This is a genomic window from Bifidobacterium sp. W8104 (assembly GCF_016100735.1).
GTDB lineage: Bacteria > Actinomycetota > Actinomycetes > Actinomycetales > Bifidobacteriaceae > Bombiscardovia > Bombiscardovia choladohabitans.
On sequence record NZ_JACFRW010000001.1, the window covers coordinates 214,132 to 231,089 of the forward strand.

Here is a 16,958-nt window from a genome sequence, read left to right on the forward strand (position 1 = left end):
AACTCCAATCGGAGCAAGAATGATATAATTCTGGAGATAACGAGGACTAATTGAGCAATCGGAAGGTGAAAGTAATGAAAGAGACAGCGCGAATTCAAATTCGCACCAGCGAAGATATGAAGCGTCGAGCCTCACAGCTTTTCGAAGATCTAGGTCTTGATCTCGGCACGGCGATTAACATGTTTCTCTCTCAGTCCCTGCGCGAAGGAGGACTTCCATTTCGCTCCCAACTTTCCAAATTTGACATGGAAATGGAGGAAGCTGAGGCTTCGCCGGTCACTCGTGCGGGTGATGTAGAGAATATGAAAGACATCATCCATCATGTATGAGTTTGCATATACACAGAAGTTTCTGCGTGATGTCAAGAAAATCAAGAAGAAGCATTTCGACTTAAGCAGGCTCGATCAAGTGCTCTACGATTTGGCTGACTACAATTCAGCACTGCTTAAACGTAGATACCGAAATCACCAGTTGAAAGGACGCTGGTCCAAATATGAGGAGCTACATGTCGACGCAGACTGGCTCCTGGTATACAAGCGCGATAAGAATCGAATGATTCTTACCTTGATGACCACCGGCAGCCACGATCAAACACTGTGACATATGTGAAAGTCTGGGTGATCGAGCCTTGTTCCGACTGGCGCGAGTCACTGTACCCAATACACAAATTTGACCGCCAATTGTTTATCCACTTCTCAGTTAAAAATTAATCGTCAGCAGGATCTCCTCAAGATCAACATGCCATAATGACGATACCCATCTTCGAGCAACCAACATGCATTTGCCGTATTGACCAGTGCCGGTCAATACGGCAAGGAACCGCAGATTGACGAATATGTCACACAGCCATGGCCGCGATCAATGCTCGGCAAGACCCCTCAATTACGCATCGCGAGTCCAGGAGTAAAAGTTCATTGTCGATCATTCGCCTATGGCCCCTTGCAGAATAGCTATGGGCGAGCGTCTCAATGCAGGCCGCGCCGTCAGCATGGTCGCCAGCGACCCGACGACGATGATCGGCAACCCGCAGATAAGGAAAAACTGCCAAGGAAAAACTACGGACAGACTGTGTATAAGGGGCCAGTAGACCATAGCTGTGCTCAGTCCGACCAGTCCGGTGCCGCCTGCTGCGATGATAATGCCTGTAGTCATCACGATGGTGCCGTCCAATGTGGATATAGCAGTAAGCTGCTGCGGTTTTGCCCCAGCGATTGACAGGAGCGCCAGATCGAGGTCACGATCCCGAGCGGCGATAGCGAATCCCGCGATCACGCCGACCAGGGCGACAAGCAACGCTGCCCAGAAACCATAGAGCAACTCCAAGGTTCCACCTGATGTGGCATTCGCTATTCCCGGTACCTTGTTCATGGCGACGGTACTGGTGCCTCCGGCAGCCAACAGACCGCCGACCAGAAACATACAGGCAGTCAGAGCTATAACTGTTGAGCCGAATGTAGTGTCTCGACTCCTGACCACAGCCTGTGAACGCGCTATCCGCCAGACGGCAGACGATGACGGCACCAGAGCAGTCCAGAGTTGAGTGGCCCTGCCTATAACCGGCCCACCAGCGCGAGCCAAGGCTATCAGAAGCAAGAGAATGGCGAAAAGCGGTCCACTTCCAACGGCACTTATGACCGCCTGGACTTGCTTAGGATCCAAGGGCCCAGAGCCGCTGTGCGAAAGATAGGCAAAGACAGGCAACGGCAACAGCAGCAAGGCCAGCCCAAGAAAAAGGGATACAAGACCACGTCCATGTCGGGGGCGGTCAATCGATTCGCTCTCCTCAGCACGGCGCACCACCCGGACAGGTGTCGTCTTTCCCAAATCCCGCAATGTCCGGCTGGTCGCCAAGACGGCCGTGGCCAATCCCACTGTAAGACCGGTCAGGGCAGACCCGGGAAAACTGCGCCAGGTAAAAGCAAAATGTACCGGCATTCGCATCCCGGTGGAATACCAATCGAGGATCCTTCCAGCCAGCGCAGGTGAAAGAGCCACGGCAACAAGGGAGGCCGGCAGAATCAGAATGATCACCTGCAAAAGTGTAAGTAGCAGGATCTGCTTAGGCGTGGCTCCCAACAGCGAGATAAGGGCCAGGCCTCGCCGACGTTGGCGAATTGATGCCTGCAGTGTCTGCTTGATCACCAAGCAGCCGAGCACAATGACCGTGAGGAAGACCAGACTCAGGGCCGAAGCCAGACTCTTGGCGGGATCCCTGGTCTTGACCGACAGACCCTGGTAATAGCTGTTGACTCCCATGCTCACGCTCATGGCACAGAGCAGGGTTTGGGTAACCAGAAGAACGATAAAGACGCCAGCCCAAATGCCGCTATTGGCTTTCAGGTCACGCAAGGCCCAAGTCATGTTTCATTCACCTGCCACGTCCTCGTGCATACACTCTGCCGGATTACTCTATTTATATAAATAGTTGATCGGCGCGGGAGACAACATCCGGCAAACCCCTGAAACGACCCTGAATTAACCCTGATTCCTTCTTACAATGGGCCGTCGGCCATTCCCCTGCTCAGTCCACCATCCGATGCTCAGAATCTTGTTCAGGTCTCCAAACAACAACAAAACTAGCCGAAAAGGGATCATGTCCTGGTGGATTGTACTGACCACCGCACCGGGCAAGTCTCAGGATCCTGAGCAAAATATGGCCGGACGAATGCGCATGGGAACACAAAGGCCCCGCCCAACGTTTCTACCAAACCATGGGCTTCAAACGGACCGGCGAGCATGCCTTCACCTTGGGCGAGGACATTCAGACCGACTGGATTATGACCGCATCAGTCAATTAATGGCTATATCTGTACAAACAAGCGACACCGGGCCGTCATCGCAACAATCGTCGATATCCGACATTACCCCAGCCTCGAGCACAAACTTGCGCGTCTGACGCCCGAATCAGAGCATCCGACTCTGATCCGAGCACCAGACGCGCAGGTCATCCATGCGACAGTCATGTATCACGGTTCCCGCAGAAGACCCATCCTTCGGCAGGGAACGAGTTGCTCAATCCGACATGACCGTAGCGTCTATCTTGCCTCGGAAGAGCATGACCACCACAGCCACGACGATTTCGACAATGCCAATGATCAACATCAGCGGCAGTTGCTGGTCCAGGGTGGTCAGTCTGCCATAAACCAGCAGCATGATGGCTGTGCCGATGGCAGCCGACAGGGTGAAGGCGGTCTGCATCTGGGTCTCGTAGGACTTGGGTGCGATGGCCGCCACGGTCGAGTTGGCCGCAACGCCATAGGGGAAGCCGCCGAAGTTGGAGACCACATAGTAGAGCAGCAGCCAGAGCACGGAATACCTGGCCGTATGAGGATTGAGCACCACGGTGGGAACGATCAGCAGCAGGTTGGAGATGCCAAAGAAAGCGAATCCGAACCAGAGACGGTTGGTGGACTTCCACCGCTTGCCCGTGTCGGTCAACCAGAACCAGCTGAAGAAGATGCCGGCCAGCATGGCGATGATGCCCACGAGAGTGTTGAAGGAGCCCGGCGCGATTTCAATGCTGCCGAACTTTCTGTTGATCCGCTGGTCCAGGAACATGAGCAGGGTGGTGCCCTGAATGGCGTAATCCACCCCTGCAACAATCTGCATGATCACGATGGGCACAAAGGCCTTGAGCCGACGACGCTCCACTCCGACGATCCTCTTGGAACGCCAGATGACCAGGAAGAAGGCGATGGCCACTACAAAGGTGCATGAGCTGACCGTACTGGCCAGCGCGTTGACGCTGACCTTGTGGGTGGCAAGGAGGACGGCGATGAACAGGCCGATCACCACCAGCACGCCCAGGGCACCCCATCCGTAGCGCTTACACTCCTGGCTGTTGAGCGGGCGGGAGGGCTTGGAGCCTAGCGAACCGAAGAAACGATTGCCCGGCACGCCGATGATGGCGGCGTAAATCAGCGCAGCGACCGCTCCTATCGCGAATCCGTAATGATAGTTGATCAGCCCCAACTGGGCGGAGATGATCGGGGTGATGAACCCGGCAATGTTGTTGGCAATGGCGTGAATAGCGAAAGCGCCGTCACGACGGTTGTCCTTGCGATGGAAGAGCATGCCTGTCAGCGAGGCGTTCGACGCCCCCATGATGGGCAGGTTCATGAGGATCATGCCCACGATGGCCATAGCTCGGCCTTGACTGACGGAGAAGGCCGGAATGGCCAAGAGCCCGCAGGACAGCCCCTTGACAATGTTGCCGATGACCAGGGCCTTGCGCGCCCCGAACACCCGATCCGCCAGCCAGCTGCCCACGATGCCGAACATGGAATTGATGGCCGCCACGATGGCTATAAGCTGTGCTGCCTCCCCCTGGCTGAATCCCAGACCCTGGGTCCAAGGCTTATAAAGGTAGTAGATCGTCACGGCCCCGTAGGAGGCCCAACAGATCGAATTGAAGAAATTGCCGGCCGCCAGGGCACCGATGCCCTTGGGGTAGCCGAAGAAGGAGCGGTCCGCCCTCAGCTGGTTCAGCTCCTCCTCCTGTCGTCGGTCAACCTTGAGACCGGATTCATCGACCACGATATCCGGTTGCTCGCCACCGTTTTCCGTTGGTGTTGCCATACGCTTCTCCTCGCTTCTCAATGGCACCGACCCTCGTTGTTCGGCACTCTTTTGCTCTGCGTGGAACCACAGGCTGTTCCACTCTGAACGGTAAATCTTCTGTCCCTCGGCCTTAGGTGCAAAGAGAGCGGGAAAAGGTGGATATTTCTCGGTAATGCCATCCGGCAGCTGCTCGGCAAAGCTCCCCTGGCAGGACGTTCCTTGCTCAGAAAGCGCGCCATTGCACGGATTGCAAGAGAATAGAAGCCAGCCTGAACCACTCCAGGCCAAAGACACAAGATTGTCCACCCATTCGACGATTTCCCCCACCTTCCTGATCGGGCTTCCGTCCATAGACTGATGGGGTAAGGCGCACGAAGGCGTCGGGGCAGAGCGGCGCCGACGGATCGGAGACGACCCGACGGAAACCATGACCGGCCAGAATCCGCCTGTCAGCGGAGGAAGTAGGTAATTCATCATGACATCATCCATGCACACCGATCAGGACTGCGTCGATGAGGCGGCCCGTCAGATCTACATCGGCAACACGGGCACCGTGGACTTCGACCTGAAACTGCCGACCGAGGGGGTGGAGGGAACCGCCATCGAATGGACCAGCAGCGACGATCGGTGGGTGAACCCTCAAGGCAAGGTCAACCAGCCCGAATACGGTCGGGGCGACCGGAACGTGACCCTGACCGCAACCGTCACAAAGGGCGGTGCCAGGGCCCAGCGCAGCTTCGATGTGACCGTGCTGCAGATGCCCAACAAGATTGAAGTGCGCAAGGTCTACCCCATCGAGATCAAAGCGCGCAAGGGCACCACCTACTATCTGCCCATGTTCACGGCCGTGCTGACCAAGGACGGGCAGAAGGTCTCCCAGCGGGTCAACTGGGACGAAGGCGTTGGGCAGCGGGACGAGCAGATCGGCGAGCACGACTTCCAGGGGTCCATCGACGGAAGCGACATCCGCCTGCAATGCAAGGTTCAGGTGGTTGACGAAGACCCAGAACAGCCTGTGGATTCCAGCCCCAGGGTCCGCCGCGTGCCAATCTCCCGCGTGCGGCTGACCGGCGATGGCATGCTGGCAGGCAACCAGCGCCGACGGATAGCCTTCCTGAAGACTCTGGACGACGACCAGCTCCTGGTGGAGTTCCGCCGGGCCGCCCACCTGGACACCAAGGGCGCCAAGCCCATGATCGGCTGGGATGCTCCGGACTCCAACCTGCGCGGCCACACCACCGGCCACGTCCTGTCCGCATACGCCTTGGGGTATGCGGCTACGGGCGACGAGGACATTCGGACCAAGCTGACCTATCTGGTCGACGGGCTCGCCGAGGTCCAGACCGCCTTTGCAAAGAGCGGGACCACCAAGCCGGGCTTCCTGTCGGCCTACGACGAGAGCCAGTTCGACAAGCTGGAACAGTACGCGCCCTACCCCACCATCTGGGCGCCCTACTACACTCTGCACAAGATCCTGGCGGGGCTGATCGACGCCTACCACTTTGCCGGCAATGAAACGGCTCTGCGCGTGGCCTCGGATCTGGGCGACTGGGTCTATGACCGCGTCCACCGTCTCCCCCACGAGCAGTTGCAAAACATGTGGAGCATGTACATCGCCGGCGAGTTCGGCGGCATGAACGAATCCCTGGCCCATCTGTACGCCATCACCGGCCGTAAGGAGCACCTGGAGGCCGCCCGCCTCTTCGACAACGACCGTCTCATGGTCCCCATGCGTCAGAAGGTGGATGCCCTTGGCGGGCTGCATGGCAACCAGCACATCCCCCAGGTCATCGGTTCGGTGGAGCTCTTCCGCCATACTGGACTGCCCTACTACCTGCAGCAGGCCGAGTTCTTCCTCAAGTCGGTCATGGGCCATCACATCTATGCCATGGGCGGCACCGGGCAAGGGGAGATGTTCCAGCAGCCCGACGTGATCGGCGCCCTGCTCAAGGACAACACCGCCGAGTCCTGCGCCTCCTACAATCTGCTCAAGCTGTCGGCGCTCCTGTTCTCCTTCGACCCAGACCAGGAGTATGCAGACTACACCGAGCTGACCACACTCAACCACATCGCCGCCAGCACCGACCATGTGCCCCAGGGCGGCAGCCTCTACTTCTTCCCCACCCAACCGGGCGGCCGCAAGGAGTTCGATGAGGAGAACAGCTGCTGCCACGGCACCGGCCTGGAATCGCACTTCTACTACGCCGATGGAGCCTTCTACACGGACGAGACGACCCTGTGGATCGAGCAGTATCTGCCCTGCAGCCTAAACGACATCGACCGTAAAATCGCCCTGAACGTGGACGTGGACGACCGCCACCCCGAGAAGGTGACCATCACCATAGAGGCTCTGGACAGGCCGCGCCTGGCCCTGCGCATCCCCGCCTGGACCCGCGGCAGGTTCCACATCGACATCGATGGCACCCCGGTCTCCCAGACTCTCATGGGTACCGACCCGGCTGTGGCGGTACTTGATGCGAGCGCCTGCGGTCTGGATTCCTGGTCAGGAACCACCGTCACGCTGACGTTCGACCCGACCATCCGGCTGATCGGCACCCCTGACAGGCCCTCCCTGGCCGCCGTGGCCTGGGGCCCCTACGTGCTTGCCGCCTTGAGCCCCAGCACCGACATGCAGAGCCTTGACATCGACCGGAAGGATCCCGGGTCCGCCTTCGAGCGCCAGGGCGAAAAGCTGATCTTCCGTCACCGGGACAGCGGCTTGAAATTCGTCCCCCTCTGGACCATTGACCATGACCAGCCCTACCATGCCTACGTCGAGGTGGCCAGCCACTGACCGCGTCCTCAGGCCAAGAAGTCACAGACAGTAAGGACGGTCAGCACGTATCAGGCAATCATCACCAGTTTCCCCAACGATGCGGCGGTCTTCAAATCCGCAGGGCGCTTCATCGGCACCCCAGGATGGATTCATGAGCGCCGCACCGTTGACAGCTTTGAGTTGATTCTGGTTGAAAAGGGCGTCCTCCCGCTGACCGTAGCCGGGCGGCATCATGATCTGAAGGCAGGAGGTCTGCTGCTGATCCCGCCCGGCACCCCTCATGAGGGCAGTCGACGACTGGGACAGGAACCGCTGACCTTCTACTGGGCCCACTTCACCTTGCCCGACTGGAAAGGGGTTCAGGGCCTGACTGACGAACAGAGGGATGGAAAGGGCCAGGGCGCGGCACGCGTGGTGCTGCCCCTGGATTTTCGCCTGGCAGACAACAACCGGGTGACCGTCATGTTCAACCAGCTGCTGGACATCTATCAGCGCACCTACCCGGAGCCCAGCCCCTACTGCAGCTATTTCATGACCTGTCTGCTCATGGAGATCTCCATGGGAAGGCCCGCGCCCAAGGACCCTCAGGAAGCGGACGACGAGGACAGCACCCTCCAGAAGGTCCAGGATTGGATCCGCATCAACGCCTGCGACCGGATCAGTGTGGCCAGCGTGGCGGAGAACTTCAATTACTCGCCCTCCTACCTGTCGACCATCTACAAGCGGCGGTTCGGCATAGGCATCACCGGGCAGATCAGGCGGGTGCGCATCGAAAGGGCGCAGGAGCTGCTCCTGTCGACCTGCATGGGCGTCAGCCAAATCGCCGAGGCCTGCGGGTATGACGACCCCAAGTACTTCATGCGGGTCTTCAAACGGTTCTCCGGCCTGACACCAACCAGGTACCGCTCCAGCTTTTCCCTGCGACACTACAACAACGCCTGAAGTCTTTAGACTGGAACCATGAGAATCGTCATACAGCGGGTCAGCCGTGCCCAGGTTGATGTGGTCGACGAACAGGGGCAGCCGGATCCTGATTTCAAACCCCAGAGCATCGGCACGGGCCTCTTGCTTCTGGTGGCCGTCCAGGATGGCGACGGGGCTGACCAGGTGGACTATGCCGTGCGCAAGCTGACACGAATGCGTATCTTCGCCGACGAGGAGGGCCGGATGAACCGGTCGGTCCTGGACTGCGGCGGCTCCATCCTCTCCATCTCCCAGTTCACCCTCTATGCGGATCTGCGTCGCGGCAACCGTCCCAGCTTCATGGCGGCCGGAGAGCCCCAACATGCCCAGAGCATCTGGCAGGACCTGAACCGGGCCCTGGCCGCGACCGGTGTCCCTGTCGCCGAAGGTCGCTTCGGTGCCCACATGCGAGTGAATCTGGTCAACGACGGCCCTGTGACCATCCTGCTGGACACCGACAGGCTGATGAAGACGGCTGTTCCTCCAGCGACTATTTAACGATGGGTCGCAGAGGCGCCGATACGTCCAACTGATGCTTGTCGCCAATCTTGGACGGATCATTGATGATCTTGTCGACCACGGCCTGCTTGAGCTTCAGGTCGGAGCCGTCGCCCCAGATGATGACATGCCTGCCCTGATCCAGCTCGGTGGTGATGGAATCCTGGGTCTCCGCAGTCACCTTGGTCACCGAATGGCGCATGGCCTCGGGCATGCTCGACAGAATCCGCAGGGTCTGCTTGACCGCCTGATCCTGCTGGGCCCGCTTGACGGTGGCCACCTGGATGACCGGCACCCCGTCCACCGGCTTGGACACAGTGTTGAGCGCCCTCCCCTGCCTGTCGACGGCCGTCAGCTTGCCCTGTGCATCCTTGAAGACCGCCGTGGGCTCCTGGGCATCGAAGGTCACCTCCAGACCGTGCGGAAAACTCTTGCGGACCTTGGCATCGGTCACCCCGGCCATGCCGCTGATCTCCTGCTCGACACCATTGGTGGAAATCAGCAGCAGCGAGCGATCCCCCTGATGGGCCACGATTGAGGCCACACGATCGTCGGACACCCAGGCATTGCCGCCGCTGACATTGACCTGGTCGGTCTGCAGGCGGAAGACCGGCGAGAGGAAGAGCAGCCATGCCAGTCCTGCAATCATAGCCATGACCAGGATGACGACACCTGTCCGAATCAGGACCAGTCTGCGGCTGACCTTCTTCTTCTCACGCACACGGGCCTGAAAGTCCAGCACCTTGGGACGAACGAAGATCCCCAGCCCCTGCTCCTCCTGATCGGTGCCTATCCTGCCTGAGACGGGCCGATCCGGCGGTATGGTCCGGGCATCGACGAATCCGCCGGCCGAACCTGTAGAGCGTGAGGCCACAGACTTGGAAGCTGAGGCGTTGTTCCTTTTTACCAGGGAGCGGGAGGATGAGGAGGCGGATCTGGCACTGCGAGTCCGTGATCCGCCTGGATTCCTGGTACGACCCGGACGACCCCTGAGACGCTTCGACCCTTTGAGATGCTCGGACCGCTTCAGACGCCTGCCCTCGCTGCCGGTTTTCCCAGTCTTGGACCGGCGGCCTGCCAGTGCCGCACCATCGGAAACAGTCGACCTGGCCGATCTGGCGGTTCTGCTGGTCCTCTGTTCCTTTTCCGAAGACTTGGTGCGCCCAGACCGGGCCTCCCGTGCGGCCTTGGCAGCCCGGACGGCCCTGGTCCTGGACGAAGCCCCGCTGGAGACGCGGCGACCCTTGCCGGTCTTCACTGCTCGTCCCGTTCAGCCAGCCTGTCAAGAATGACCGGCCCCATGTCGGTGACATCGCCTGCGCCGACGGTCAGGATCACATCCCCCGGCTCCGCCCGCTCGGCCAGGTCCAGAGCCGCCTGATGCATGTCCGGGCAGGCCCGGAAGATGGCTCCAGCCGACCTATTCCCGGAATCCTGAGACTCCTGGTCCTTTGCCTTGCTGGCCGCTGCGGGGATGGTTCCGGCATCCACACCCGGAAAATCGCTGGCCAGCTCACGCGCAGGGAAGATGTCGGTGACGGTCACATCGTCCGCCAGGGACAAAGCCTGCGCAAAACGGTCGGCAAAGATGGCGGTGCGCGAATACAGGTGTGGTTGGAAGAGCACCCTGATGGTCCGACCCGGATAACGCCGTCTGGCGGCGGTCAACAAGGCGGCGATCTCCGTGGGATGATGGGCGTAATCGTCCACCACGGTGACCCCATGCCGGCCGCCACGGACCTCGAAGCGACGAGAGGCCCCACGGAAGTCTGCGGCGGAAGCGGCGGCCGTATCAGGATCCATCCCCAGCAGGATGGCGACGATGATGGCTGCGGCGGCATTGCGGGCGTTGTGAATACCGGGAATCGCCAGGTCCACCTGCAGTTCGAGCGGCTTGCCGGCCTCCAAGCCTGCCGCCTGGAGCACCTGCGCGGGGAGAGCCAGACGGCAATGCTCACGACCGCTGCCGCTGCTTTCGGACTCGGACCCGATGCGGACCAGGCCAAGGACCTCGGGCAGGGAGTCCATACTCAGTCGGGGATCCGAAGTATAGACGATGATCTTGGCCTGGCAGTCCCCGTGCAGCCGCTGCAGCACCTCCAGGGCGCCCTGGTCATCCCCGCAGACCACCAGGAATCGTCGGGCATGCCGGGCATGTTCCACGAAGGCCTGGTGGAAGGCATCGGCCGTGCCATAGTGGTCCAGATGGTCGGGCTCCACGTTGGTGATGATGGCGATGTCGGGAGTGTACTTGCCAAAGCTGCCGTCGGACTCGTCCGCCTCGGCCACCAGGACCCGTCCGGCTCCCACATGCCCGCCGTCCATGGGCCCCTGGTCGCTCTGGAGGCTGCCCCCGATGGCATAGCTGGGATCGGCCAGATCCCCTTGGTCGCCCTTGGCCAACAGGTGGGCCAAGAGAGCGCTGGTGGTGGTCTTGCCATGGGCGCCGGCCACGGTGACCGAAATCCTGGATGCCATGAGCAGGGCCAGAATGTCGCTGCGATGAACCAGCCGGGCTCCGGCGTCACGAGCTGCCAGAATCTCGGGATTGTCAGGCTTGATGGCACTGGACCAGACCACCGTGCGCGCCCCGGCTACATTGCGGGCGTCCTGGCCGATGACGACCCGGATCCCCAGCTGACGCAGACGACGGGTCTTGTCCCCCTCGGCACGGTCGGATCCGGAGACCTGCACCCCCTCCTGGTGGAGCATCTCGGCCAGCACGCTCATCCCGGCCCCTCCGATGCCGATGAAGTGCGTGGGCCCCAGATCCTTGGGGTCGTGCACTCCGGCCTGGGCCAGGGCAGGCAGACAGGGGTCCAGGACCGGCAGGGACCGTTCACCACCGTCCTGTCGACCGGGCACTGTATTCAATTCATGCTTGGGCACAGTAGTTGCATCTCCTCCAACAGTTCAGGACCATTTAGGACGGTCGCCAATCGCCTGCCTCCATTATGCCCGATTAGGCCCTCCCGGAGTCCTTGCGGGCAAGGTGTTGGTCGGCCATGGTCAGGATCTGCTCGGCCATCACCTGGGCGGCATCGCGAATCCCGTACCCCCAGGCCCGTCGGCGCATGTCAGCCAGCCTATCCCCGTCGGCCATAAGAGCAGGGACATGGTCAGCCACCCATTGGGCATCCAGGGCCGCATCATCCACCATGAGCCCTCCCCCGGCCTGCACGACCGGCTGGGCGTTGAACCGCTGCTCACCGTTGCCGATGGGCAGGGGCACGTAGACGGCGGGCACACCCAGGGCTGCCAGCTCGCTGACGGAGCCGGCACCAGCCCTGCAGACCACCAGATCAGCGCAGGCAAATGCCAGATCGATCCGCTCCAGGTATTCGGCCATGTGGTAGTCCCCCTGGCCCCGATGAGCCGGGTCCAGATCGTTGATTGCCGCATCGCCCAGGTCAGCCGCCACCTGCTCCCTGACCTGGTCGGCCTTGCCACGTCCCGTCAGATGGATGACCTGGGTTCGATCCAGCAGCTGCCTTGCCGCGCCAGCCACCGCCTTGTTCAGGCTGAGCGCACCCAAGGATCCTCCGGTGACCAGCAGGATGGGCCTGTCGGGATCCAACCCCAGAGACTGCGCAGACTCCCGGCGGGCTCCTGCAGGGTCGGCCTCCATCTGCCTGGCCAGTCGGGCGATGGCCGGACGCAGGGGCAGACCCACACGGTGCACGGGCACTCCGGCCCGGGCCCGGATGCCGGTATCCTCATAAGCCGTACCCACGAAATCGGCCCAGCGGGCACCCAGCTTGTTGGCCATGCCCGCCCGGGCGTTCTGCTCATGGACAACGATGGGCAGACCCAGGTTTCGTGCGGCCCTGTAGGCAGGCGCCGAGGCATAGCCGCCAAAGCCGACCACCAGGTCGGCCGACCGATTCTGCAAATACCCTCGTACCCGTTGCACCTCACGCCGCCAACGCCGGGGGAAGTCCAGGGCGGCCTTGCCGGGACGACGAGGGAAGGGAACCTTCTCAATCAGGTCCAGGGGAAGTCCGGCGGCCGGGACCAGGTCGTGCTCCAACCCGACGGCAGTGCCGATCACGCTGACAGCCGCCTGGGGGCAGCGCTCCCGAATGGCCGCAGCCACACTGAGCAGGGGGTTGACATGCCCTGCCGTCCCCCCGCCGGCCAACACCAGATGGGGACCAGCGCCTTTCCCGGCATGCTTCTGGTCATCCCCAGGCATCCCTTTCTCGGTCCTCGTCGCTGTCGTCATCCGTGAATCCGCTTCCTTTCCGCCTTGTCCATTCCGCATCTCAGGACCCGTCCGTGGCTGCCATCACGTCCGGTTGGGTCCGAATCATCTTCAGAGCCACCCCGGCCGAAGCCAGGCAGGAGATCAGGGCGGTCCCTCCAGCCGATACAAAGGGCAGGGGCAGCCCGATGACCGGCAGCAGCCCCAGAACCACGCAGATGTTGACCAGGGCTTGGCCCACCAGCCACACATCCAGGCAGATCAGCACCATGCCCGCATACCGGTCCTTGGTGGTCAGGGCGATTCTCAGCATGCACCAGCCCATCACCACAAAGACCAGAATAAGCATGGCTGCCCCTACAAAGCCCAGCTCCTCGCCGATGACAGCGAAGATGAAGTCATTGTGTGCCTCGGGCAGGTAGTTCCACTTCTCCCTGGAGTTGCCCAGCCCGACCCCGGTCAGCCCCCCCGAGGCCATGGCGTAGAGCCCGTGGATGGACTGGTAGCAGACCCCCTGAATGTCATCGGCCGAGCACTTGCCATAGGCGGCCATGATCCGCTGGGTCCGGTTGCTGTTGCCGTAGACCGAAAAGCCGATGACCGCGGCCATGCCCAGGACTGCCAGGCTGAGCAGCCAGCGCAGGGGAAAGCCCGAGACCAGGAAGGCCACGAAGCCGATGATGACGATGATCATGGCCGTTCCCAGGTCCTTGCCCAGCATGATCAGCAGGAAACTGACGAGAAAACCGGCGGCCGGCTTGGCATAGGCCTTGGCCAGGCTCTTCAGGTCGGAATCCTTGCCGACCTGCCGCTGGGCTTCGATCAGGGCCTGGGGCAGCCACAGACACAGGGCCAGCTTGAGCAGCTCGGCCGGCTGCATGGAGACGCCCCCCACCGAGATCCACCCCTCATTGCCGTTGGCAGAACGCCCCAGCGGCGTACGGGTCAGCAGCTGGATGCCCTGGCTGGCGATCAGGAACCAAGTGCTCCAGTTCCGGTAGTGGTCGACACTGATCCTCACGGCCAGTAGGGCCAGCAGCAGCCCTATCACTGCGTATATGCTCTGGCGAATGACCTGGCTCCAGGGTGAGCTGCCCTGGGCCACCAGATCCACAGCCGAGGAGGAGAAGACCATCATCAGGCCGAAGACCGTGGTGGCGACGACCGTCGCCAGAAAGCCGTAGTAGCACCAGAGCGGATTGAGGATGGCCCGCCATCCCCGGTAGTCCCCCTTGCCGCCAGACCCCCGGGAGGAAGCCGTGTGCGGATCAGCGTCGCGCTTCATGCTCGTGGACCCATTGTGTTGCCTGCTGGGCAAACTGGTCACCCCGGTCGGCATAGGAGGCGAACTGATCCATGGAGGCGCAGGCAGGTGCCAACAGAACCACCTGCCCGGGGCGTGCATAGGAGCCGGCCGCACGAACGGCCCGGGCCATGACCTGGTCGCCTGCATCGGGGTCGATCAGGGTAACCGGAAGATCGGGCGCCTGGTCCTTGATGGCCTGGAGCATGGGCTGCTGATCCTGGCCGATGATTACGGCTGCGGCCAACTTGGATCTGCGGGACCGGATCAGATCTTCGAAGCGGGCGCCCTTGGCCAGTCCACCGGCCAACCAGACCACTTGGCCGTCATGGTAGCTGGCCAAGGAGGCCTCGGCGGCGTGGGCGTTGGTGGCCTTGGAATCGTCTACAAATCGGACGGCCTGCGAACCCTGGCCCAGGGTGGCCACGGTGCTGATCCTGTGGTCGCCGGGCGTGAAAGCGCGCATGGCCTCGATGGCCGCGTCGACCCTGGCCCCGGCGCCCAGTGCCAGAGCCAGAGCGCAGAGGGCATCAGCCAGCAGATGGGGATAGACCGTGCCATCGGGCTCGCACAGGTCCGTCAGATCCGCCACCCGAACCAACCTGACACCCTCATCAAGGTCCTGACCGGTCAATCCGCTGCGATCCACGACCCAACCGTCCTCCACGCCCAGCTGTCCGGACTCGGGCTGCCCCAGGGTGAAGCCCACCCGTCGGCAGCCCGGGGCTGGCTGTGCCTGCCTGGCCAGATCGGAGACCCGGGAGTCATCGGCGTTGTAGACCAGGGCCTTGCGCACGCCCCGGTAGATGCGCGCCTTGTCGGCCGCATAGGCCTCGAAGCCCCCATGCCAGTCCAGGTGGTCGTCGGCCAGATTGGTGATGGCCGCGCACTCCAGGGCCGGCGAGAAAGTGAAGTGCAACTGGAAGGAGCTCAGCTCCACGCAGAGCATGTCATTGTCGGGGTCCAGGACGGCTGTGGAGACGGCCTTGCCGATGTTGCCCACCGCAGGGGCCGTAAACCCGCTGGCCTGCATCATGGAGGCGACCATCCTGGTGGTCGAGGTCTTGCCGTTGGTTCCGGTGATCCCTATCCAGGGGGCTGGGCGGCCGGTCCCGACTGAGGGCACCCGCAGCATCCAAGCCATCTCCACCTCGCTGACCACTGGAATGCCCCGACGCTGCGCCTCGAGGATAAATGGGGTGCGCGGATTGAAGACAGGCGAAGCCATGACCAAGTCCACCTGGCACCAATCCACCTGGCCGAAGTCATGAAGATCGGCCTGTGGGGCGCGCTGGTCCACAGTGGTCACCCCGGCTGCTCGTCCTCGCAGGGCTGCGGCCACACTCCGTCCGGAAATGCCCAGCCCGGCGACCAGTACACGCTTCTGGCTCAAGTCCATATCCATGAACACCTCATTCCGCTAGCTCCGGCATCTGCTTGGCATGATACCGGCTGCCGAAGTCCGGTACCGTGAATGGACGCACTCAGATGGGCAGCCCGGAGCGGACCACCCAGTCCGCATAGAAGCAGACCAGGGCCAACAGGACGAAGATCAGGTCCACCATCCAGAACCGGACGACCACCTTGGACTCCTGCCAGCCCATCAGCTCGAAGTGGTGGTGGATGGGCGCCATTTTGAAGACCCGCTTGTGGGTGAGCTTGAAGTAGCCCACCTGGATGACATCGGAGGCTGCCTCTCCCACGAAGAGCCCGCCCAGGATGACCGCCAGAAGCTCGGTATGGGTGGCGATGGACAGGGCCGCGAAGAGCCCACCCAGAGCCAGGGATCCGGTATCGCCCATGAAGATGGAGGCAGGATTGGTGTTGTACCAGAGGAATCCAAAGCAGGCCACGGCCGCACAGCAGGCGATGATGGCCAGGTCCAGGGGGTCGGAGACCGCGTAGGCATGGCCGGGATGGCCGCCGCCCTTCAAGTGGTAGCTCTCCCAGAAGGCGATGACCGTATAGCCCACGAAGGCGATCATGGAGGATCCCGAAGCCAGTCCGTCCAGGCCGTCGGTCAGGTTGACCGCATTGCTCCAGGCCGTCATCAGCAGATTGACCCAGATGATGAAGAGCACCACGGACAGGACGCTGCCCGCCATTCGGAAGTCGATGATGGGCTGCTCCACGAAGGATATGCCCGCCTGGGCGCTGGGGTAGCCGTTCTTGGTGGGCAGCTTCAGGGCCAGCACCGCGTATATGGTGGCCAGAATGAACTGGCCGATGAACTTGGCCCTGACCGACAGGCCCAGATTCTGTTTTTTGCGCACCTTGGCGAAGTCGTCGATGAAGCCCAGAAAGCCCATGGAGAGCATGGCGAACAGGACCAGCATGGCCGACAGGGACACAGACTCCCCCCGCGACAGGTAACGGTAGAGCGCCGAGGCCGCCCAGCCCAGCAGAATGGCCAGGTTGATGACCAGCCCGCCCATGGTCGGGGTGCCGCGCTTGACCAGGTGGGACTTGGGCCCGTCCTGGCGGATGTACTGGCCGTAGTGCAGGCGGTGGACCAGCCGTATCAGCAGGGGGGTCCCCGCCAGCGTCACCACCAGGGCGACCAGGATTCCGATGATGAGGGCAATCACAGTGTGTACTCCAACTCTTGGATTCTGTCCTTGAATATTAGACCCCGCTGCGGGGATGCCGATGGA

13 protein-coding genes are annotated in these 16,958 nt (G+C 61.7%); 5 read left to right on the forward strand and 8 right to left on the reverse strand.

All coding sequences use genetic code 11. The annotated features are described in order from the left end of the window. The first annotated feature begins 74 nt into the window (after positions 1-74). Positions 75-329, forward strand: a complete 255-nt coding sequence (locus H3U89_RS00870; RefSeq protein WP_198179023.1) for a type II toxin-antitoxin system RelB/DinJ family antitoxin — start codon at positions 75-77, stop codon at positions 327-329. Then, positions 322-600, forward strand: a complete 279-nt coding sequence (locus H3U89_RS00875; RefSeq protein WP_198179021.1) for a type II toxin-antitoxin system RelE/ParE family toxin — start codon at positions 322-324, stop codon at positions 598-600. Before H3U89_RS00870 ends, H3U89_RS00875 begins: the two co-directional genes overlap by 8 nt. A 321-nt stretch (positions 601-921) precedes the next feature. Here H3U89_RS00875 and H3U89_RS00880 read toward each other — a convergent pair whose 3' ends face one another. Both H3U89_RS00880 and H3U89_RS00885 read right to left on the reverse strand, forming a co-directional pair. Next, positions 922-2,361 (reverse strand): FtsX-like permease family protein, encoded by a 1,440-nt coding sequence (locus H3U89_RS00880; protein WP_198179019.1) that lies wholly within the window; start codon positions 2,359-2,361, stop codon positions 922-924. A 651-nt stretch (positions 2,362-3,012) separates the two neighbouring features. Further along, positions 3,013-4,578 carry an oligopeptide:H+ symporter gene (locus H3U89_RS00885; protein WP_198179017.1) on the reverse strand — a complete coding sequence of 522 codons (1,566 nt, stop codon included), beginning with the start codon at positions 4,576-4,578 and terminating at the stop codon, positions 3,013-3,015. Positions 4,579-5,035: 457 nt separating this feature from the next. Between H3U89_RS00885 and H3U89_RS00890 the strand changes: the two genes are divergently transcribed. From H3U89_RS00890 to dtd, 3 genes are all read left to right on the forward strand, one after another. Next, complete coding sequence (locus H3U89_RS00890; RefSeq protein WP_198179015.1) at positions 5,036-7,354, forward strand: beta-L-arabinofuranosidase domain-containing protein; 2,319 nt, start codon at positions 5,036-5,038, stop codon at positions 7,352-7,354. Between the two features lie 111 nt (positions 7,355-7,465). Then, positions 7,466-8,278: a helix-turn-helix transcriptional regulator gene (locus tag H3U89_RS08470; RefSeq protein ID WP_332467290.1), complete on the forward strand. Its 813-nt coding sequence runs from the start codon at positions 7,466-7,468 to the stop codon at positions 8,276-8,278. A gap of 18 nt (positions 8,279-8,296) precedes the next feature. Beyond that, the gene (dtd, locus tag H3U89_RS00900) at positions 8,297-8,797 is read left to right on the forward strand and encodes a D-aminoacyl-tRNA deacylase (protein WP_198179011.1); all 501 of its coding nucleotides are present in this window, start codon (positions 8,297-8,299) and stop codon (positions 8,795-8,797) included. Here dtd and H3U89_RS08475 read toward each other — a convergent pair. From H3U89_RS08475 to mraY, 6 genes are all read right to left on the reverse strand, one after another. Beyond that, positions 8,790-10,055: a cell division protein FtsQ/DivIB gene (locus H3U89_RS08475; RefSeq protein WP_332460521.1), complete on the reverse strand. Its 1,266-nt coding sequence runs from the start codon at positions 10,053-10,055 to the stop codon at positions 8,790-8,792. The genes dtd and H3U89_RS08475 overlap by 8 nt on opposite strands. Further along, positions 10,052-11,629, reverse strand: coding sequence for a UDP-N-acetylmuramate--L-alanine ligase (murC, locus tag H3U89_RS00910; protein WP_415873555.1), 1,578 nt, complete (start codon positions 11,627-11,629; stop codon positions 10,052-10,054). The genes H3U89_RS08475 and murC overlap by 4 nt, the downstream gene beginning before the upstream one ends. Positions 11,630-11,759: 130 nt before the next feature. Beyond that, entirely contained in the window at positions 11,760-12,992 is a 1,233-nt protein-coding gene (locus H3U89_RS00915) for a UDP-N-acetylglucosamine--N-acetylmuramyl-(pentapeptide) pyrophosphoryl-undecaprenol N-acetylglucosamine transferase (RefSeq protein WP_198179497.1), read from the reverse strand. Positions 12,993-13,062: 70 nt separating this feature from the next. After that, on the reverse strand, positions 13,063-14,286 hold the full coding sequence (locus tag H3U89_RS00920) for a peptidoglycan glycosyltransferase FtsW (RefSeq protein ID WP_198179007.1): 1,224 nt from the start codon (positions 14,284-14,286) through the stop codon (positions 13,063-13,065). After that, positions 14,270-15,709 (reverse strand): UDP-N-acetylmuramoyl-L-alanine--D-glutamate ligase, encoded by a 1,440-nt coding sequence (gene murD, locus H3U89_RS00925; RefSeq protein WP_198179006.1) that lies wholly within the window; start codon positions 15,707-15,709, stop codon positions 14,270-14,272. The genes H3U89_RS00920 and murD overlap by 17 nt, the downstream gene beginning before the upstream one ends. A 79-nt stretch (positions 15,710-15,788) precedes the next feature. After that, a complete protein-coding gene (gene mraY, locus H3U89_RS00930; protein WP_029677929.1) occupies positions 15,789-16,892 on the reverse strand; it encodes a phospho-N-acetylmuramoyl-pentapeptide-transferase in 1,104 nt (367 codons plus the stop codon). Positions 16,893-16,958: the final 66 nt, after the last annotated feature.